Here is an 18,451-nt window from a genome sequence, read left to right as displayed (position 1 = left end):
CTTCGGATCCTCGACTCTCGGATCGCCCGCGCGATTAGCTCAGCGGGAGAGCGCTTCCCTGACACGGAAGAGGTCACTGGTTCAATCCCAGTATCGCGCACCAGAGATGAGCCCCCGGCCGCTGCTCGCGGCCGGGGGCTTCGTCGTGTCGCGCCCCTGGGGAAGGGGGCCGCCCCCGTAGGGGCGGCGCGCAGCCTCAGGAGGAGAACAGCAGCCGGCCGAAGCCGCCCTTGTGGTGGCCGTGGTGACCGTGGTGACCGCCGTGGTGCGGGGCGCCCCAGGCCGGGGCCGCGGGCTGCGCCGGGTAGGCCGGCGGCGGGGCCTGCTTCACCCACTGCGACTCCAGCTGGGTCAGGGCCTCCAGCTCGCCGTAGTCCAGGAAGATGCCGCGGCAGCCGCTGCACTGCTCGATCTGGACGCCGCTGCGGTTGTAGGTGTGCATGGGCGCGTGGCACTTGGGACACTGCATGCGGATCTCAACTCCCTGCCGTTCGAATGGTGCTCTCACCCTAGGGGGACGCGGGCGGGGCCAACTCGGTTCGGAGCGTACCGATTCGGGCACAGGTGTCGATCATCACGTCCTCCACCTCGTCCAGCGGGCGCCCCTCAGCGGTGGACTTGGCGACGGCGAGCGCCGCGGTCTGCACGGTCAGCGCGCGGGCCGGGACGTCGAGCCGCGACCAGGGGTCGGAGCCCGGGTCGCCGCCGGGGCCAGCGGTCGCCGGGCCGCCGGCCGCCTCGTACGCGCCCAGGAAGCGCGCCCAGACCTCCGGCGCCAGCAGTCCCGCCGCGAACCACGCGGCGGGGCGGGCCAGGTCCCAGGCCGGGTCGCCGAGGCCGAGGTCGTCGACGTCGATCAGCCGCCAGTGCGGGCCGCCGCCCGGCCGGACCAGCTGGCCCAGATGGAAGTCGCCGTGGCAGAGCGCCCGGTACGGCCCGGGCCCGCCGGCGTCCGGCTCCGGGACGGTGCGCCAGGCGCGCAGCACCGTGGCCGTGGCCGGATGGTCCGGGGCCGCGCGGCACATCCGCTCCACCGCGAGCGCCGCCTTCACGGGCGCCCGCATGGCCGGCAGGCCCGGCGGGGCCGGGGTGCGGTGCAGCAGGGCGAGCAGCCGGGCCGCCGCCTCCCAGGGTGCGGCGTCGGGGTCGTCCGGGTCGACGGGGCTGCCGTACGGCCAGACGGTGAGCGGGCGTCCCTCCGCGCGCGCGGGCGTGCGCGGCGCGGGGAGCGAGGCCGGGAGCAGCGGGGCTGCGGTCGGGAGGGGCAGGGCCGAGGGCGCCGAAGCCGGGAGCGGCTGGGCCGGGGCAGCCGTGGTCGGAAGGGGCAAGGCCAGGAACGGCGAGGCCGGGAGAGCCGGGGGCGGGAGGGGTGGGAGGAGCACGTCCGTCAGGGCCGGGAGGGCCGCGACGGCGGTGCGCGAGCGCAGCTCCTCGGGGTCGCCGCCGGGGGCGTGCGCCTTCAGGACGAGGTCTCCGTGCCGTACGACCGTGCCGTCGTCCCGGTCCGCGAGCAGGTCGACCGGGCAGGGGCAGGACGACGTCCCCTCGGGGTGTGCCGCGGCCCGTGCGAGCGCGCGCAGGCGTATGAGATCGGTTTCCTCCACCCCGGGAGCCTAAGGGGAAAGCGCGAGGGCCGGTCAGCTCCCCAGCTGACCGGCCGCACGCTGCCGTCCGCCGCACCCCCGTCCCCACGGGGTTGTTGGCCGGATGTCCCCGACCCGGGCCGCTCTCCCGGGTCCGGGGCGCCGCTCAGCGCCCCAGCATCACGCCCACGGACGACGCCTGTGTGACCACCGCGTCCCAGCCGCCGAAGACGACCACGAGCAGGGCCGCGAGAGGGAGGACCATGGCGGTCGCCACCAGCGGGTGACGGCGGCCGGTGGGACGGGGATTCATCCGCGGGGCCGGGAATGCCATGGTTCCTCTCCTGTCGATGGGCGCTGTTCGGACCGTCCGGGCCGTTCGGACCGGTGGGTCGGCGCGGCGGGTGCGGTGACCTCGGGGGACGAGTGCTGCACCCGCCGCTTGACATCCAATCTAGGCAGCGCGGGCCGCGCGGACGTCATGCCCGCGTACCGACTTGCGGGCCTCCCGGAGGATGACGTCCGTCCGTCCGGAGTACTCCCCTGGGTGGAGACGGATCCTCCCGGCCCAGGGTCTTCCCGGAGGGGGTGGGTGACGTCGGTCACGTTTCACCCGCGCGCTCGGGGTGTCGGCCGGACGGATCGCCAACAAGCCTGGTACGAGGGGGTGTTGGCGGCCGCTTGTGCTGACCGGGCCTCAAGTGTCCCCCTCAGCACTGACAATCGACGCGGCCCGGAGGGCGCGGCCTGTGAGCACGCCGCTGCGGCGGTACGTAAGCTGTGCCACGTCGAACGGACGAGGGGACGGACATGGCGATGATGCGGCTCCGGCGCGAGGACCCGCGGATCGTCGGGTCCTTCCGGCTGCACCGCCGGCTCGGGGCCGGCGGGATGGGGGTCGTGTACCTCGGCTCCGACCGCCGCGGGCAGCGGGTGGCGCTCAAGGTCATCCGGCCCGACCTGGCCGAGGACCAGGAGTTCCGCTCCCGCTTCGCGCGCGAGGTGTCCGCCGCCCGGCGGATCCGCGGCGGCTGCACCGCCCGGCTCGTCGCCGCCGACCTGGAGGCCGACCGGCCCTGGTTCGCCACCCAGTACGTGCCGGGGCCCTCGCTGCACGACCGGGTCGCCGAGGAGGGTCCGCTGCGGGCCGCGGACGTCGCCGGGATCGGCGCCGCCCTCTCCGAGGGCCTGGTCGCCGTGCACGAGGCCGGGGTCGTGCACCGTGACCTCAAGCCGTCGAACATCCTGCTCTCCCCCAAGGGCCCGCGCATCATCGACTTCGGCATCGCCTGGGCCACCGGCGCCAGCACGCTGACGCACGTGGGCACCGCCGTCGGCTCCCCCGGCTTCCTCGCGCCCGAGCAGGTGCGGGGCGCCCCGGTCACCGCCGCGACCGACGTCTTCTCGCTCGGCGCCACCCTGGCGTACGCGGCGATGGGCGACTCCCCGTTCGGGCACGGCAGTTCCGAGGTCATGCTCTACCGCGTCGTGCACGAGGAGCCGCAGCTGTACGGCGTGCCCGACGCGCTCGCGCCGCTCGTCCGGGCCTGCCTGGCGAAGGATCCGGAGGAACGTCCCAGCACCCTCCAGCTGTCCATGCGGCTCAAGGAGATCGCCGCCCGCGAGGCCCAGGGCCTGCCCGCCGCCCCTCGACCCCCCGTGCCGCAGGGCCGCGAGCGGGGCGACGAGCGCGGCGCCGGGGGCATGCGGCCCACGGAGCGGTACACCGAGCGGACGACGGAACGGTCGGCGGCGGAGCGGGCGGCCGCGGAACGGGCCGGCGAGCGGGCGCCCGAGCGGGCCGGCGAGCGCGGCGAGCGCAGGCCGGCCGGTGACCGGCCCACCGGCGGGCAGGGGCGTCCGGGCGGCACCAGGGCCTCGGCTTCCCGGCCGTCGTCCTCGCGTACGGGCGGGAGCTCCCGGGCCTCGCAGTCCCGGCCGGGCGGCCGCAGCACCTCCACCGGGCTGCGGCCCGCCAACCCGCGGTTGCTGCGGCAGCGGATCTTCGTCTTCGTCGTGGTGACGCTGGTGGTGGCGCTGGGGATCGCGGCGGCGCAGGCCCTGCAGGGCTGACGCCACGCAGGCGGCTCAGGGGCTCCAGGGCTGACGCCGCGGAGGCGACTCGGGCGCTGCAGGCTGACGCCACGGAGGCGACTCAGGCCCCGCGGGCGCCTGCCGTAGGGCGGAGCGGCCGGCGCTCAGTCCTGGGGGCGGCCGCTCGTCACCGCGTAGAAGGCCACCGCGGCGGCCGCGCCCACGTTCAGCGAGTCCACGCCGTGCGCCATCGGGATGCGGACCCACTCGTCCGCCGCGCGCAGCGCCTGCGTCGACAGGCCGTCGCCCTCCGCGCCCAGCATGAGCGCCACCCGGTCCAGCTTGTGCGGGGCCGCCTCGTCGATCGAGGCCGCCCGGTCAGCCGGGGTCAGCGCGAACAGCTTGAAGCCCGCCTCGCGGACCGCCTCCAGGCCGCGGGGCCAGGTGTCCAGACGGGCGTACGGCACCGAGAACACCGCGCCCATCGAGACCTTCACGGAACGGCGGTACAGCGGGTCCGCGCAGTCCGGGGACAGCAGCACCGCGTCCATGCCGAGCGCCGCCGCGCTGCGGAAGATCGCACCGATGTTGGTGTGGTCGTTCACCGCCTCCATCACCGCCACCCGGCGGGCGCCCGCGAGCAGCTCCGGCGCCGTGGGCAGCGGCTTGCGCTGCATCGACGCCAGCGCGCCGCGGTGCACGTGGTAGCCCGTCACGCGCTCGGCGAGGTCCGGGCTCACCGCGTACACGGGAGCCGGGAGTTCGTCGATGACGTCGCGCATGACGTCGACCCACTTCGCCGAGAGCAGCATCGAGCGCATCTCGTAGCCGGCGTCCTTGGCGCGGCGGATGACCTTCTCGCCCTCGGCGATGAACAGGCCCTCGGCGGGCTCGCGTCTGCGGCGCAGCTCGACATCGGTCAGTCCGGTGTAGTCGCGCAGACGCGGGTCGTCGGGGTCGTCGATCGTGATGAGTTCGGCCACGAGGTGATACTGCCTTGTTCCTGAGGTGGTGCCAATGCGTACGGGTGGGGGCGCGGGGCCCCGGGCCTGTCCGGCGGACCGGACCCGTCGGTCCGGTGCCGTCGGTCCGGACCCGTCAGTGGTCCGAAGGCTGCGGCGGCTTGTTCGGGCCCTCGTGCACCACGTCGCCGATGACGATCACCGCCGGCGGGCGCACCTCCTCGGCCTGCACCGTCTCCGCCACCGTCGCCAGGGTCGCGTCCACCCGGCGCTGGGTGGCCGTCGTACCCTCCTGGACCAGGGCCAGCGGGGTGTCCGGCGACTTGCCGTGCGCGATCAGCGTCTCCGCGATCTTGCCGATCTTGTCGACGCCCATGAGGATCACGAGGGTCCCGGTGAGCTTCGCGAGCGACCCCCAGTCGACCAGCGAGCGCGGGTCGTCCGGCGCGACGTGCCCGCTCACCACGGTGAACTCGTGCGCCACGCCCCGGTGCGTCACCGGGATGCCGACCGCGCCCGGCACCGAGATCGAGCTGGAGATGCCCGGCACCACGGTGCACGGGATGCCCGCGGCGGCCAGCGCCTGCGCCTCCTCCATGCCACGGCCGAAGACGAACGGGTCGCCGCCCTTCAGGCGGACCACCGACCTGCCCTGCTTCGCGTGCTCGATCAGCGCGTTGTTGATGGCCTCCTGGGCCATGTACCGGCCGTACGGGATCTTCGCCGCGTCGATCACCTCGACGTGCGGCGGCAGCTCGCTCAGCAGGTCGCGCGGGCCGAGCCGGTCCGCGATCACCACGTCCGCCTCGGCGAGCAGGCGGCGGCCGCGGACCGTGATCAGGTCCGGGTCGCCGGGGCCGCCGCCCACGAGGGCGACGAAGGGGGTACGGGCGCGGTGCGCGGGCGCCGCGAGCGAACCGTCGCGCAGGCCCTCCACGATCGCGTCCCGCACGGCCGCCGAGCGGCGCGGGTCGTGGCCGGTGAGCACCGCGACCGTCACGCCCTCGCTGGCCCCGGTCGCCGGGGTCCATGCGGTGGCCGCCTCGGCGTCGTCGGAGCGCACGCACCAGGTCCTCGTGCGCTCGGCCTCGGCGGAGATGGCGGCGTTCGCGACCGGGTCGCTGGTCGCGACGAGCGCGTACCAGGCGTCGGTGAGGTCGCCCGCCTCGTACCGGCGCCTGATCCAGGTGATCTCGCCGGCCTCGGCCATCGCGTCCACGGAGGGGGTGGCCGAGGGAGAGACCAGGGTGACCCGCGCGCCCGCCGCGATCAGCGCGGGCAGCCTGCGCTGGGCGACCTGGCCGCCGCCGAACACGACGACGCGGCGGCCGGCGAGGCGGAGTCCGACGGGGTAGGCGGGGTGCTCGGCGTGCTCGGCCATGGTGCGGGCGGCTCCTCGGGACGGCTGGAGTGGTGCGGTGCTTGGCGCACCTCACCCTATCGGTGACCTGCGGGGTTCACGCTGTGACGGATGTCCCCCCGGCCGAGCGCCGTTGGTCGGTGCGCGGGGGACGTGCACGTCCCCCACCCCCGGTCGTTCATGGGGGTGGGGGACGTCCTGCTGCTGCTTTCGCTACTGCTCTGGCCGCTACTTCTCGGTGACGCCCGCCGAGTCGAACGTCGCCACCTCGTGCATCGCGCGCGCCGCGCTCTGCACCACCGGGAGGGCGAGGAGGGCGCCCGTGCCCTCCCCGAGGCGGAGGTCCAGGTCGACCAGCGGGCGCAGGCCCAGCTTGTTGAGGGCCGCGACATGGCCCGGCTCGGCGCTGCGGTGGCCCGCGATGCAGGCCGCGAGGGACTCGGGCGCGATGGCCCGGGCCACGAGCGCGGCCGCGCCGGTGGAGACGCCGTCCAGGATGACCGGGGTACGGAGCGAGGCCGCGCCCAGGATGAGGCCGACGAGCGCCGCGTGCTCCAGGCCGCCGATCGCCGCGAGGACGCCGATCGGGTCCGCCGGGTCCGGCTTGTGGAGGTCGAGCGCGCGGCGGACCACGTCCACCTTGCGGGCGTGCATCTCGTCGTTGATGCCCGTGCCGCGGCCGGTGACCTCGGTCGGGTCCACGCCGGTGTAGACCGAGATGAGGGCGGCGGACGCGGTGGTGTTCGCGATGCCCATCTCGCCGGTGAGGAGCGCCTTGTTGCCGGCGGCCACCAGGTCGCGGGCGGTCTCGATGCCCACCTCGATGGCGGCGACGGCCTCTTCGCGGGTCATGGCCTGGCCGATGGTGAAGTCGGCGGTGCCGGGCCTGACCTTGCGCGGCAGCAGGCCGGGGGTGGAGGGCAGGTCGCCCGCGACGCCCACGTCGATGACGCAGACCTCGGCGCCGACCTGGTTGGCGAACGCGTTGCAGACCGCTCCCCCGCCGAGGAAGTTCGCGACCATCTGGCCGGTGACCTCCTGCGGCCAGGCGGTGACGCCCTGGGCGTGCACTCCGTGGTCACCGGCGAAGATCGCGACGGCGGCGGGCTCCGGGATCGGCGGCGGGCAGACCCGGGAGAGCCCGGCGAGCTGCGCGGAGATGATCTCCAGCATGCCGAGCGCCCCGGCGGGCTTCGTCATGCGCTTCTGCCGCTCCCACGCCTCGCCGAGCGCCTTCGCGTCCAGCGGGCGGATGTTGGCGACGGTCTCCTGGAGCAGGTCGTGCGGCTCCTCGCCGGGCAGCGCGCGGCGGCCGTACGTCTCCTCGTGGACCACCCAGGACAGCGGACGGCGCTTGGACCAGCCCGCCTGCATCAGCTCGGGCTCGTCCGGGAACTCGTCGACGTAGCCGACGCACAGGTAGGCGACCACTTCGAGGTGCTCGGGCAGGCCCAGGGCGCGGACCATCTCGCGCTCGTCGAAGAAGCTGACCCAGCCGACGCCCAGACCCTCGGCGCGGGCCGCGAGCCACAGGTTCTCGACGGCGAGCGCCGAGGAGTACGGGGCCATCTGCGGCTGCGTGTAGCGGCCGAGGGTGTGGCGGCCGCCCCGGGTGGGGTCGGCGGTCACGACGATGTTCACCGGGGTGTCGAGGATGGCCTCGATCTTCAGTTCCTTGAACTGCTTCGCCCGGCCCTTGGGAAGCGACTTGGCGTACGCCTCGCGCTGGGTCTGGGCGAGCTCGTGCATCGTCCGGCGCGTCTCCGCGGACCGGATGACGACGAAGTCCCACGGCTGCGAGTGCCCGACGGACGGCGCCGTGTGGGCCGCCTCCAGGACGCGCAGCAGCACCTCGTGCGGGATCGGGTCCGAGCGGAAGCCGTTGCGGATGTCGCGGCGCTCACGCATCACGCGCAGCACGGCCTCGCGCTCGGCCTCGTCGTAGCCGGGGGCCCTTTCGGTGACCGGGGTCTCCTCCTGCGGCTGCTCGCTCTCGGCCTCGGCCTCGGCCTCCGCCGTGGGGGCTTCGGCCGTCACGGTCTCTGCCGCCACGGGCTCTGCTGTCAGGGGCTCTGCTGTCAGGGCCTCTGCGGCCGGGGCCTCTTCCGCCAGGGCCGCCGGCTGGGCTTCGGCCTCGGCTTCCGGCGCCTGCGCGGCTTCCTGCGGGGCCTCGGGGGCGGCGGCCACCGGGGCCTCCTCGGCGGCCACCTCGACCGGGGCCGGGGCCTCTGCCACGGGCTCTGCCGCCACGGGGGCCTCCGCCACGGGGGCGGGCTGCTCGGGGGTGGCCTCGACCGGGACCTCCGGCTCGGCCTCGCGCGGCGCGGGGACGGCGGCCGGGGCCTCCTGCGCGACCGGCTCGGCTTCGGCGGCCGGTACGGGTACGGGCTCGGGCTCGACGACCGGCTCCTCGGCCACCGCCTCGGCCACCGGCTCGACCACCGGCTCCTCGGCGGGCGCCTCGGCCACCGGCTCGGCGGCCACCGGAGCCTCCGCCACGGGCGCCTCCGCGGCCACCGGCGACTGCTCGGCGGCCGGCTGCGGCTCGGCAGCGGGCTCGGGCGCGGGCTGCGGGGTCGGGGCCAGGTGCGGGGCGGTCGGGACGGAGCCCTCGACCGGGACGAACTGGGCGACCGGCGGCACGGCCGCTTCGGCCGGCGCGGCCACGGCGGCCGGGGCCTCCTGCGGCTGGGCGGTCCACGGCACGGCGCCCTGCGGGGCGGTCTGCTGGTCCTGCGGGATGTCCAGGTACTCCGGACCCATGGTCGGCGGGCCGGGCGTGGGGACGGGCATCGGGGCCGGCACGGTGGCGGCCACGGGCGCCGGGGCCGGTGCGGCGGGCGCCGGGACGGCCACGGGCTGCGGGGCGGCGACCGGCGCGGCCGGGCCGCGGTCGGCCAGTGAGCGGACCACGCCGCCGGTGGCGTCCGACGGCACGGGCGGGCCCATGTGCAGCGGACGGCGGGCGGGCGGCGGAGTCTGCGCGGCCTGCGGCTCGGGCATCCGGACGCCGCCGAGGTCGACGGAGCCGGAGTCGCGGCCGGCCGCCTCGTGGGCGCCGGTGTCGAGGATGCCGGGCTCGTAGCCGTGCTCGGTGACGACGGGCTGCTCCTGCGGAACGGTCAGCGGCACGCCGTGCGCGGGGGTGGGCAGCGGGGGCAGCGGGACGCCCTGCGGCGGGGTGGCGCCGGTGACCTGCTCCAGGGGGGCGGTCAGCGGGTCGACGTCCAGCGCGGGCGGGGCGGGCACGGTGACCGGCGGCGCGGGCATGACGCCCGGCGGCTGCTCGCTCCAGGCGCCCTGCGCGCCCGGCATCAGGAGCACTTCGTCGTCCTCGGCCGGGTTCGCCGCGTTCGCCGGGTCGGCTGTGTCATCGGAGGGGCTCGGGTAGGTGAACGCACCGGGAGCGGGAACGCCCGGCTGCTCGACCATGCCCGCGTTCTCCGGCAGCCCCTCGCCGGGGACCTGGCCGGTGTCCGTCATGCTGCGTACCCCTCGCCCATCGGTTGTGCTCCTTCAGACCTGCGCCCGTCGACAAGAACGAGCGTGCGCGCCGCTCGGCACGAGCCCCGCGGCCACCCATGCATTGTCGCGGTCTTCGGCCATCGTGGCAGGCGGATCCGCCACGGTGCGCTGTGGACTGCGCCACGTCGCGCGGTCCCCCGGTTGTTCCGTACCACACCAGGAGTCCAAGAGGGCCCCTTTTTCCGGACATTGGAGAACAAACCGCCGACTGTCCGGGCGCGGTACAACAATCGGCCAGCCTACCCCGCTTGATGGGCGACGCGATCACGGGTGGGGTCCCGTGAGACGCGAGGGAGTCCGGGCGGGAGTCCGCGGGAGATGAGGCGGGAGACGTGCGCGGGAGAGTTCGCGAGGGGGCGTCAGGTCCGGCGGCCGGCCAGGAGGAAGACGACGGAGCGGGCACGCTCGGTCCAGTCGGCCGGGTCGAGGCCGACGGTCTGCAGCAGGGCGCACTCGACCTCGTAGCCCCCGTCGGCCAGGGCGTTGCTCATGGCCTCGGCCTCGTCGCGGGTGGCTGCGTGCGCGACGATCCGTTCGGGCCTGCGGTCGGTGCAGGCGGTGACGACGGGGACGCCGCCGCCCCCGATGCGTACGACATCGGGCTCGGGCAGCCGTTCCAGTACGTGCGGGGCGCGCCCGGGGACGGCCTGGAGCTGGACGCCGGCGGCGCGGGCGGCGGTCTCGGTGCGGGCGCACGCCTCGGGGTCGGCGTCGACGGCGATGACGGCGGCGCCGAGGCGGGCGGCCTCGACGGCGAAGGCGCCGCCGGCGCAGCCGACGTCCCAGACGAGGTCGCCGACGCGCGGGCCCAGGCGGCCGAGTTGGGCGGCGCGCAGGGTGGGGTCCTGGCCGGTGCGGCCGCCGGTGTCCTCGGCGGGCAGCGCCCAGCCGCGTACCGCCGGGGTGTCGTGGCCCATCAGCCAGCCGCCGGTGGAGGCGCTGCCGGTGGCGCCGCCGCCGATGACGAGGACGACGTTGGGGTCGCGCCAGACGTGGTCGGCGGCCTTGTCGGAGGTGAGGACGGTGACCTGTTCGCGTTCGGTGCCGAGTTCCTCGCAGATGACGAAGGTGCGGTGGACCCCGTCGAGGAGCAGGGCGAGTTCGGCGGGGCCGGCGCCGGGCGAGGTGAGGACGGCGACCTTGGGGTGGGCGCGGCAGACGTTGACGGCGCGGCGCAGGGTGCGCTGGTGGGCGACGACGACGCGGGCGTCGTCCCAGGGCATGCCGGCCCTGGCGAAGGCGGCGGCGACGGAGGAGACGGCGGGCACGACCTCGACTTCCAGGCCGTGTTCGGGGGCGCGCAGGGTGCGGACGACGCCGAAGAGGCCGGGGTCGCCGTCGGCGAGGACGACGGCGGTGCCGCGGTGGACGGCGATGCGGCGGGCGGCGAGGTCGACGCTGCCGAGCCGGACGCGTTCGGCGTCGGCCGGTACCTCGGGAAGCGCCAGGTGGTGCGCGGCGCCGGCCACGAGCGTGGCGGCGGCGAGCGCGGACCGGGCCGCCTCGGTGAGGGGCGAGCCGTCCCAGCCGATCACCGTGACCCGGTCGGCCATCTGTGTCTGTCTCCCTGGGGTGTGCGGGGCGGGGGCCTGTCGAGCCTACCCGGGCGGTCAGCCCCAGTCGGCGTAGGTGGAGAGGCCGGCCTCGGCCATCTGGTCGGCGACGCCGTCGAGGTCCTCGGGGAGCAGGCTCCACACGATGAGGTCGGTGCGGATGTCGGTCCATTCGCCGCTCTCCGTCTGGCTGCGCGCTATCCAGGCGTTGCGGAGCACGCCCTCGCTGATGCAGCCGATCTTCTGGGCGACCTGCTGGGAGGCGGTGTTGTCGGCGGCGGTGCGCAGTTCGAGGCGTTCGAAGCCGCGGTCGCCGAAGAGCCACTGGGCGACGGCGAGGACGGATTCGGTGGCGTATCCCTCGCCGCGGGCCCAGGGGGCGGTGACGTAGGCGACCTCGGTCGCGCGGGTGCGCCAGTCGGTGTGGTGGAGGTGGACGGTGCCGACGAGGCGCTGGGTGAGGAACTCGGTGACGGCGAAGACGATGCCGCGGCCCTCGGCGCGTTCCGCAGGAGCGATCCTGCGGACCCATTCCTCGGCGTGGGCGCGGGTGTACGGGTGCGGTACGGAGGTCCAGGCGACCACGAGCTCGTCGTTCATCATCTCGGTGAACGCGGGGATGTCGGCCTCTTCGAAGGGGCGCAGCTCCAACCGGTCCGTGCTGATGGAGAGGGACGGGAAGGTCGTAGTCATGCGCAACTCCATACGTGAATGACCGTGAACGGACAGCATGCAGCATGCGGCTGTCGCCGCGCATGCGCGGGTGACATGCGGGGGTGACGTCCAGGGGTGGCATGCGGGGTGACACGGGCGAGCCGAAGGCCCCGTGCGCCGGACGGGGCGCACGGGGCCTTCTGGGCAGTGGACGGTACCGCGTGGGCGCTGTCCACGGGGGTGGTACGCGGGGACTACTGGGCGGCGGCGCCGAAGGCCGGGACCACGGAGCCCTTGTAGGTGTCCTCGATGTACTTCTTCACCTCGGGCGAGTTGAGGAGCTTGGCGAGCTTCTGCACGCGGGCGTCCTTCTCGTTGCCGGCCTTGACGGCGAGGAAGTTGGCGTAGGGGTTGCCCTCCGCCTTCTCAAGGGCGAGGGCGTCCTTCGCCGGGGACAGCTTGGCCTCGATGGCGTAGTTGCCGTTGATGACGGCGGCGTCCACGTCGTTCAGGGCGCGGGGCACGGTGGCGGCCTCCAGCTCCTTGAACTCCAGGCCCTTCTTGTCGGTGATGTCGGAGAGCTTGGCGTCGGTGCCGACGCCCGGCTTCAGGGTGATGAGGCCGTTGTCGGCGAGCAGGTGGAGGGCGCGGCCCTCGTTGGTGGTGTCGTTGGGGACGGCGACGGTCTGGCCGGCCTTGATGTCCTTCACCGACTTGACCTTCTTGGAGTAGAGGCCGAGCGGCTCCAGGTGGACGTTCACCACCGGGACGATGTGGGTGCCGTTCTTCTTGTTGAAGTCGTCGAGGTACGGCTTGTGCTGGAAGTAGTTGGCGTCGACCTGGCCGGACTCGGTGGCGGTGTTCGGCAGGACGTAGTCCGTGAACTCCTTCACCTCCAGCTTCAGGCCGGCCTTGGCGGCGAGGTTGTCCTTGACGAAGTTGAGGATGTCGGCGTGCGGCGTCGGGGACGCGGCGACGACCAGCGGCTTGTCGGCCGAGCCGGCGCCGTCCTTGGTGGAGGACGGGTCGGAGGAGGTGCCGCAGGCGGTCAGGCCGAGGGCGAGGGCGGCGGTGGCGGCTATGCCCGCGGTGAGCTTGATGTTCTTGCGCACGAAGAGTGCCTCTTTCCGGGTGGAGCGGTTACTTCGCCTGGACAACAAGTCCGGGCTGTTTCTTCGGGTTGCGAAGTCTGGGGGTCCTGCGCGGCGGGGCGGTTACGAGGCGCGGCCGCGGCGGGCGAGGAGGCGGACGGCGCCGTCTCCGATCAGCTGGACGACGGTCACGATCGCGACCAGGACGACGACGGTCACGAGCATGAAGGTGGTGTCGAAGCGCTGGTAGCCGTAGGTGATGGCCTTGGATCCGAGGCCCTCGCCGCCGACCGCGCCGGCCATGGCGGAGTAGCCGATGAGCACGATCACGGTGGTGGTGACGGCGGAGACCAGGGACGGCAGGGCCTGCGGGAGCAGCACCTTGCGGACGATGGTGGGGATGCCGCCGCCCATGGACTGGACGGCTTCGACGAGCCCGTGGTCGACCTCGCGGATCGCGGTCTCGACGAGGCGCGCGAAGAACGGGATGGCGCCGATGGCGAGCGGCACGATCATCGCGGTCGGTCCGATGAAGGTGCCGACGACGAAGGTGGTGAAGGGGATCAGGGCGATCAGCAGGATGATGAAGGGCAGCGAGCGGCCCACGTTCACGATCGCGCCGACGACCTTGTTCACCGGCCGGTTCTGCAGCAGTCCGCCCTTGTCGGTGAGGACGAGGAGGATGCCGAGGGGGAGGCCGCCGAGGACGGTGACGACGGTGGCCCACAAGACCATGTAGAGGGTGTCGACGGTGCCCTGCTCGAGCAGCGGCTGCATCTCGGACCAGGTCACTTGGCACCTTCCTTGACCAGCGCGGAGTCCTGCGCGGGGGCCTGCGCGGGCACGTGCGCGTCCTGCGCGTCTTCGACGATCTCGACCTGGAGGCCCTGCTCGCGCAGGAAGCCGACGGGGACGACGTTCTCCTCGTAGCGGCCGGGGAGCTCGATGCGCATCCGGCCGATCTGGCGGCCGCCGACGGTGTCCATGGCCGCGCCGAGAATCGAGATGTCGATGTTGTACGTACGGGAGAGCTGCGAGATCACCGGCTGGGTGGCGGTCTCGCCGTGGAACGTGACGTCGACGACCGTGTGCTCGGGGCCGGTGGCGGCGCCGCTGACCGGGAACAGCTCGGCGGCCAGCTGGGAGCCGGGCGTGGCGAGCAGTTCGCCGACGGTGCCGGACTCGACGATGCGGCCCTTCTGCATGAGGGCGGCCGAGTCGCAGATGGTCTTGACGACGTCCATCTCGTGCGTGATCAGCAGGACGGTGAGGCCGAGCTGCTGGTTGAGGTCGCGCAGGAGCTGGAGGATGGAGCGGGTGGTCTCCGGGTCGAGGGCGCTGGTGGCCTCGTCGGAGAGCAGCACCTTGGGCTCGCCGGCCAGGGCGCGGGCGATGCCGACGCGCTGCTTCTGACCGCCGGAGAGCTGGCCGGGGTACGCCTTGGCCTTGTCGGCGAGGCCGACGAGGTCGAGGAGTTCCAGGGCGCGGCGGGAGCGCTCGGCGCCGGAGACGCCGAGGATCTCCAGGGGGAGCTCGATGTTGTCCTTGACGGTGCGTGAGGACAGCAGGTTGAAGTGCTGGAAGACCATGCCGATGCTGCTGCGCGCCCGGCGCAGGTCCTTGCCCGCGCGGCGGCCCCTGCCGGCGAGGGCGGTGAGGTCGACGCCGTCGACGGTCACGGTGCCGGAGGTGGGGCGCTCCAGAAGGTTGACGCAGCGGATGAGCGAGGACTTGCCGGCGCCGCTCTGGCCGATCACGCCGAACACCTCGCCCTCGCGGACGTGGAGGTCGACACCGTCCAGAGCGGTGACCTGGCGGCCTCGCGACTCGTAGACCTTGGTCAGGCCCGTAGTGGTGATCACAGGGTTTCCGTCACTGTCGAGTGCGCGGCGCGTGGGTCCGCCGTGCACGGCTTTCGTCATGAGGACAGTCAGGCGCAGGGCGGCCGGCCGCCGGATGTGACCGGCGGGCAGCGCGTGCGCGGGGCGGCTCGGTCCGCCGCCTGGATTGGCGGGACCGGCTCGACCGTCGGGGCTCGCTTCGGGGCGCGAGCTCAGGCGGGGGCCCTCAGTTGGCGCACATTCGACACATACAACGAGCACCGGGCGTCTGGTTCGCCTCGGTCGCAAGGTTGCGGCTGCTCGTCGTGGTCATGGCTGCAAGTAAAGCATGCGCAGCTGCGAACGAAAGGGGACTGTCCGAATAGCGGACATCGCTGAGACGACATCCGGACAGGAGTCCGTGCGGAGGCGGACCCCGGAGTCGGCGGCGGTCCCCGCTCCCCCGGGCGCGGCCTGGGCCGATACGGGGCCGGATCGGCCACCGCCGGGAGGGTGGGAGGCACCGCCTGACGGGTGGGTGTGGTCAAGACCACTGCGCGGCCGGCTCGGGTCACGGCCTCGGGGGCGGGGCCGCGCGCATCGGGCCATTCGGCCCGTAATACCCTCGGGCGCATGCTTGACGCCCTGACGGTCGCGGTCTCGGTGGCCGCGCTCGCCCTCGCCGCCTGGTGCGGCTTCGCCTTCAGCCGTGACCAGTCCACCAAGGACTGGCACTTCATCGGCATGGCCGTGGTGACCTTCCTCGCCCTGGTGCAGCTCGTGGTCGGAATCGTGCAGCTGGCACGCGGCGAGAAGGCCGACGAGGGCTCGGCGATCTTCATCGCCTACCTCATCGGCGCGCTGTGCGCGGTGCCGGCGGCCGGCCTCATGTCGCTCACCGAGCGCAGCAAGTGGGGCTCGGCGACCGTGACGGCGGGCGCGGTCGTGCTCGCCGTCCTCGAAGTGCGTCTCTACGACATCTGGACGGTGGGCTGATCATGACCGCGACCGAGAACGGGGCCGGCACCGCGGCCGAGGCCGAGGCCGGGACCGAGGGGCGGCGGGCCGGGCGCCTGGTGTCGGGCCCGGGCATGGTGGTCGTCTGGCTGTACGGCGTGATGTCGGTGGGCGCGGTCTCCCGCTCGATCTACCAGATCGCCACCGACTTCGACCGCGCGCCGCTCGCGTACAGCCTCTCGGCCGTCGCCGCCGTGGTCTACGCGTTCATCACGTACACGCTCGTACGCGGCGGGGAGACGGCCCGGAAGGCGGCGCTGGTGTGCTGCGCCGCCGAACTCGCGGGCGTGCTGACCGTGGGCACCTGGACCCTGGTCGAACCCTCGGCGTTCCCGGATGCGACGGTCTGGTCCGACTACGGCTACGGCTACGTCTTCATTCCGGTGCTGCTCCCGCTGACCGGCATCTGGTGGCTGCGGAAGGCACGCGCCGAGGCCGTCTGAGGCCCGAGGCCGCCTAGGCGGCCTTCTCCAGGGTGACCAGGGTCAGCGTCGGGCCCACCTCGCGGGTGGCGACCTGCTCGTACCCCTTGCTGCGGTAGAGCCGCAGGTTGCCCTCGCTGCGGTGGCCGGTGAAGAGCTGGAAGCGCTTGGCGGCGGCCGGGGTCGGCTCGTCGGCGAAGTGGCCCTCGATCGCGTCGAGCAGCCGGCCGCCGAGGCCGTGGCGCTGCATCCGCGGGTGGACGATGAGCTTGGCGATCCGCACGGTGCCGTCCTCGTCGAGCCGGCCGCGCACGGAGGCGACGATCTCGTCGCCGAGGCGGGCGACGAAGGCCCGGCCCTCGACGAGTTCGGCACGCAGGTCGGCCAGGGACTGGGTGAGCGGTTCGATGGACCAGTCCTGGTAGATCTCGGCCTCACGCTGGTAGCAGAGGTACTGCAGCTTGAGGATGCTCTCCGCGTCCTCGGCCGCGTCCGCCGCTGAGATCGTCACGCTCATGCCCATGTGTGCATGCCTCCCGCTCACCTGGTCCGCCGTCGGTCTACGGCACCCTTCCCCGCGCGCCGGGGCCGGGAACCTCCGCAGCCAGCATTCTGCGCAGGCATCCCAGGCAACGGGAACGCATCGGCCCCAGACTCCCCTGTGAGATACCCAACGCCCCTGCGATTTCCCGGTAGGTGGGGTCGTCCGGGTGCAGCATCGCGGTCAGCAGCCGCGGACAGTGGCCGGGGGTGCGGCGGACGGCGGCCCGCACGGTGCGGCGGCGCTCGGCGACCAGCGCGGAGCCCTCCGGTGACGCCGCCTCGGGAACCGGGGCCGGTTCGCCGCGGTACGGCCGCTCGCGGGCGCGCGCCCGGCGGGCCCGGCGCGCCTCGGCCCGTACGGCCCGGCGCAGCCATTCGGCGGGCCGCTCGGGCGCGGCCCCGTCCTCCTCGATGCGTTCCAGGAGCCGCAGCCACACGGCCTGTTCGAGGTCGCCCGCCTCGACTCCGGCCGCGGACGCCTCGGCCCGGGACTCGGCGGCGAGCAGCGGCGTGAGGGTGGTGAGCAGGGATTCGCGGGAGGTGCGGGAAGTCATGCCCGCCACGATGCGGGGCGGGCCGGGCCCGGTTGCGGGCCCGGCGGTGAATCACCCGGTCGGAGGTACGGGGTTGAGCGTCAGCGCCCCGCGAAGTCCGCCGCCGCGAGCAGCGCCGTGTCCGAGTTGTCCGAGAAGATCGCGTCGATGCCGGTCTCGAAGTAGCGCTTCAGCACCCCGAACACGTCGCCGTACGCCGTCGGGTCGGTGCCCTTGCGGTACTCCACCGGCAGGAAGGTGTTCTCGTTGCGCTGGGTGTACGGGTGGAGGATCAGGTCCTCGGCGTGCGCGTCGCGGACGAGCGTGGTCTCGGTGCCGAGCCGGCCGCTCGCGTCGCGGGGCAGGATCAGGTCGATGGTGGGCCCGATGCCCTGCGCGTACGAGGCGATCCAGCGCAGCCCCTCGGGCGTGACCAGGTCGGCGACGGTGCGCGGGTCGCCGGCGGCGACGAAGTCGTAGGGGCGGCTGGTCGCGGCGGAGAGCAGCACGACGCGCGGGGAGTCGACCAGCTCGGCGAGCCGCTGGATGCTGCTGGGCTCGAAGGACTGGAGGAAGAGCGGGGAGTTCGCGCGGTGGCGTCCGTAGCGGCGCAGCAGCCTGGCGAGCCGCTCCTCCAGGGGAAGCCCGATGGACCGGAAGTAGGTGGGGTGCTTGGTCTCGACGTGCAGCCACACCTCGCGGCCGAGGCGGCGGCCCTCGTCCTCGGCCCAGCGCAGCACCTCCTCGAAGGTGGGCACGGTCCAGCGGCCGTCGTAGAGGGTGTTCTCCTGGCGGACGGCGGGGATGCGCTCCTTGGCCCGCAGGGTCCTGAGCTCGGCGAGCGTGAAGTCCTCGGTGAACCAGCCGGTGACGGCGGTGCCGTCGACGGTCTTCGTGGTCCTGCGGGAGGCGAACTCGGGGTGGTCGGCGACGTCGGTGGTGCCGCCGATCTCGTTCTCGTGACGGCAGACCAGGTGCCCGTCCTTGGTGGGGACGAGGTCCTGCTCGACGACGTGGGCGCCGAGGTCGAGGGCGAGCTGGTAGGAGCCGAGGGTGTGCTCGGGTCGGTAGCCGCTGGCGCCGCGGTGGCCGATGACGTACGGGACGGGCAGCGCGCGGTAGCCGCGGCCGCGGCCCTGGCTGCGGGCGGCCGGCTCGCCGTCGGCGGCGACGGCCGACCGGACGGCCTGCGCGGTGCCGCCGGCGAGGACGGTGGAGCCGCCCAGGACCGCGGCTCCGGCCGCTCCGAGGACCGCTCGTCGGGCCGGGGTCCGGCGCTCGGGCTGGGTCATGAACACTCCTTCGGTGGGCTTCGGTGTGATGTCCCGCACCTGTCAAAGACGGGCACGACGCT

The 18,451-nt window shown here is 74.0% G+C and carries 17 protein-coding genes and 1 tRNA gene; 4 read left to right on the top strand and 14 right to left on the bottom strand.

Going from position 1 to position 18,451, the window contains the following annotated elements:
* Positions 1-28: 28 nt before the first annotated feature.
* A tRNA-Val gene (locus tag ACWEV0_RS22595) sits at positions 29-103 on the top strand.
* 93 nt (positions 104-196) lie between these two features.
* Here the strand turns inward: ACWEV0_RS22595 and ACWEV0_RS22590 are convergent.
* The 3 genes from ACWEV0_RS22590 to ACWEV0_RS22580 form a co-directional block, all read right to left on the bottom strand.
* Complete coding sequence (locus ACWEV0_RS22590) at positions 197-469, bottom strand: TFIIB-type zinc ribbon-containing protein (RefSeq protein ID WP_453151198.1); 273 nt, start codon at positions 467-469, stop codon at positions 197-199.
* A gap of 40 nt (positions 470-509) precedes the next feature.
* On the bottom strand, positions 510-1,604 hold the full coding sequence (locus ACWEV0_RS22585; RefSeq protein WP_453151197.1) for a phosphotransferase: 1,095 nt from the start codon (positions 1,602-1,604) through the stop codon (positions 510-512).
* Between the two features lie 145 nt (positions 1,605-1,749).
* Positions 1,750-1,917 carry a hypothetical protein gene (locus tag ACWEV0_RS22580; protein WP_453151195.1) on the bottom strand — a complete coding sequence of 56 codons (168 nt, stop codon included), beginning with the start codon at positions 1,915-1,917 and terminating at the stop codon, positions 1,750-1,752.
* A gap of 476 nt (positions 1,918-2,393) precedes the next feature.
* Here ACWEV0_RS22580 and ACWEV0_RS22575 point away from each other — a divergent pair, with 476 nt between their 5' ends.
* Positions 2,394-3,656, top strand: coding sequence for a serine/threonine-protein kinase (locus ACWEV0_RS22575; protein WP_453151194.1), 1,263 nt, complete (start codon positions 2,394-2,396; stop codon positions 3,654-3,656).
* Positions 3,657-3,781: 125 nt separating this feature from the next.
* On the opposite strand, the gene ACWEV0_RS22570 is transcribed toward ACWEV0_RS22575, so the two are convergent.
* The 8 genes from ACWEV0_RS22570 to ACWEV0_RS22535 all read right to left on the bottom strand — a co-directional run bounded on the left by ACWEV0_RS22570 (position 3,782) and on the right by ACWEV0_RS22535 (position 14,624).
* On the bottom strand, positions 3,782-4,600 hold the full coding sequence (locus ACWEV0_RS22570) for a TrmH family RNA methyltransferase (RefSeq protein ID WP_453151193.1): 819 nt from the start codon (positions 4,598-4,600) through the stop codon (positions 3,782-3,784).
* A gap of 115 nt (positions 4,601-4,715) precedes the next feature.
* Positions 4,716-5,960, bottom strand: coding sequence for a uroporphyrinogen-III C-methyltransferase (gene cobA, locus ACWEV0_RS22565; RefSeq protein WP_453151191.1), 1,245 nt, complete (start codon positions 5,958-5,960; stop codon positions 4,716-4,718).
* Positions 5,961-6,167: 207 nt separating this feature from the next.
* A complete protein-coding gene (gene cobT, locus ACWEV0_RS22560) occupies positions 6,168-9,422 on the bottom strand; it encodes a nicotinate-nucleotide--dimethylbenzimidazole phosphoribosyltransferase (protein ID WP_453151189.1) in 3,255 nt (1,084 codons plus the stop codon).
* A 401-nt stretch (positions 9,423-9,823) separates the two neighbouring features.
* On the bottom strand, positions 9,824-11,017 hold the full coding sequence (gene cbiE, locus ACWEV0_RS22555) for a precorrin-6y C5,15-methyltransferase (decarboxylating) subunit CbiE (protein WP_453151187.1): 1,194 nt from the start codon (positions 11,015-11,017) through the stop codon (positions 9,824-9,826).
* A 57-nt stretch (positions 11,018-11,074) separates the two neighbouring features.
* Positions 11,075-11,722: a GNAT family N-acetyltransferase gene (locus ACWEV0_RS22550; protein WP_453151186.1), complete on the bottom strand. Its 648-nt coding sequence runs from the start codon at positions 11,720-11,722 to the stop codon at positions 11,075-11,077.
* A gap of 203 nt (positions 11,723-11,925) precedes the next feature.
* Complete coding sequence (locus tag ACWEV0_RS22545) at positions 11,926-12,783, bottom strand: MetQ/NlpA family ABC transporter substrate-binding protein (protein WP_453151185.1); 858 nt, start codon at positions 12,781-12,783, stop codon at positions 11,926-11,928.
* A 102-nt stretch (positions 12,784-12,885) separates the two neighbouring features.
* Complete coding sequence (locus ACWEV0_RS22540) at positions 12,886-13,554, bottom strand: methionine ABC transporter permease (RefSeq protein WP_453151183.1); 669 nt, start codon at positions 13,552-13,554, stop codon at positions 12,886-12,888.
* On the bottom strand, positions 13,551-14,624 hold the full coding sequence (locus tag ACWEV0_RS22535; RefSeq protein WP_453151182.1) for a methionine ABC transporter ATP-binding protein: 1,074 nt from the start codon (positions 14,622-14,624) through the stop codon (positions 13,551-13,553). The genes ACWEV0_RS22540 and ACWEV0_RS22535 overlap by 4 nt, the downstream gene beginning before the upstream one ends.
* 591 nt (positions 14,625-15,215) lie before the next feature.
* Between ACWEV0_RS22535 and ACWEV0_RS22530 the strand changes: the two genes are divergently transcribed.
* Positions 15,216-15,578, top strand: coding sequence for a hypothetical protein (locus ACWEV0_RS22530; protein WP_453151181.1), 363 nt, complete (start codon positions 15,216-15,218; stop codon positions 15,576-15,578).
* Positions 15,579-15,580: 2 nt separating this feature from the next.
* Positions 15,581-16,042, top strand: a complete 462-nt coding sequence (locus tag ACWEV0_RS22525) for a hypothetical protein (RefSeq protein WP_453151179.1) — start codon at positions 15,581-15,583, stop codon at positions 16,040-16,042.
* Positions 16,043-16,055: 13 nt separating this feature from the next.
* On the opposite strand, the gene ACWEV0_RS22520 is transcribed toward ACWEV0_RS22525, so the two are convergent.
* From ACWEV0_RS22520 to ACWEV0_RS22510, 3 genes are all read right to left on the bottom strand, one after another.
* Positions 16,056-16,544, bottom strand: a complete 489-nt coding sequence (locus ACWEV0_RS22520; protein WP_453151178.1) for a GNAT family N-acetyltransferase — start codon at positions 16,542-16,544, stop codon at positions 16,056-16,058.
* 37 nt (positions 16,545-16,581) lie between these two features.
* A complete protein-coding gene (locus tag ACWEV0_RS22515; protein ID WP_453151177.1) occupies positions 16,582-17,118 on the bottom strand; it encodes a sigma-70 family RNA polymerase sigma factor in 537 nt (178 codons plus the stop codon).
* A gap of 80 nt (positions 17,119-17,198) precedes the next feature.
* Positions 17,199-18,389 carry a glycerophosphodiester phosphodiesterase gene (locus tag ACWEV0_RS22510; RefSeq protein WP_453151176.1) on the bottom strand — a complete coding sequence of 397 codons (1,191 nt, stop codon included), beginning with the start codon at positions 18,387-18,389 and terminating at the stop codon, positions 17,199-17,201.
* Between the last annotated feature and the right edge of the window lie 62 nt (positions 18,390-18,451).

The organism is Streptomyces sp. NPDC003943 (assembly GCF_053605265.1).
This window is presented reverse-complemented; position numbering and strand designations above follow the sequence as displayed.

Excerpts from the sequence above, each read along its gene's own strand:
- ACWEV0_RS22590 (WP_453151198.1), bottom strand. The coding sequence starts at position 469 with ATGCAGTGTCCCAAGTGCCACGCGCCCATGCACACCTACAACCGCAGC.
- ACWEV0_RS22575 (WP_453151194.1), top strand. The coding sequence starts at position 2,394 with ATGGCGATGATGCGGCTCCGGCGCGAGGACCCGCGGATCGTCGGGTCC.
- ACWEV0_RS22530 (WP_453151181.1), top strand. The coding sequence starts at position 15,216 with ATGCTTGACGCCCTGACGGTCGCGGTCTCGGTGGCCGCGCTCGCCCTC.
- ACWEV0_RS22520 (WP_453151178.1), bottom strand. The coding sequence starts at position 16,544 with ATGGGCATGAGCGTGACGATCTCAGCGGCGGACGCGGCCGAGGACGCG.
- ACWEV0_RS22525 (WP_453151179.1), top strand. The coding sequence starts at position 15,581 with ATGACCGCGACCGAGAACGGGGCCGGCACCGCGGCCGAGGCCGAGGCC.
- cobA (WP_453151191.1), bottom strand. The coding sequence starts at position 5,960 with ATGGCCGAGCACGCCGAGCACCCCGCCTACCCCGTCGGACTCCGCCTC.
- cbiE (WP_453151187.1), bottom strand. The coding sequence starts at position 11,017 with ATGGCCGACCGGGTCACGGTGATCGGCTGGGACGGCTCGCCCCTCACC.
- ACWEV0_RS22580 (WP_453151195.1), bottom strand. The coding sequence starts at position 1,917 with ATGGCATTCCCGGCCCCGCGGATGAATCCCCGTCCCACCGGCCGCCGT.
- ACWEV0_RS22550 (WP_453151186.1), bottom strand. The coding sequence starts at position 11,722 with ATGGAGTTGCGCATGACTACGACCTTCCCGTCCCTCTCCATCAGCACG.
- cobT (WP_453151189.1), bottom strand. The coding sequence starts at position 9,422 with ATGACGGACACCGGCCAGGTCCCCGGCGAGGGGCTGCCGGAGAACGCG.
- ACWEV0_RS22515 (WP_453151177.1), bottom strand. The coding sequence starts at position 17,118 with ATGACTTCCCGCACCTCCCGCGAATCCCTGCTCACCACCCTCACGCCG.
- ACWEV0_RS22510 (WP_453151176.1), bottom strand. The coding sequence starts at position 18,389 with ATGACCCAGCCCGAGCGCCGGACCCCGGCCCGACGAGCGGTCCTCGGA.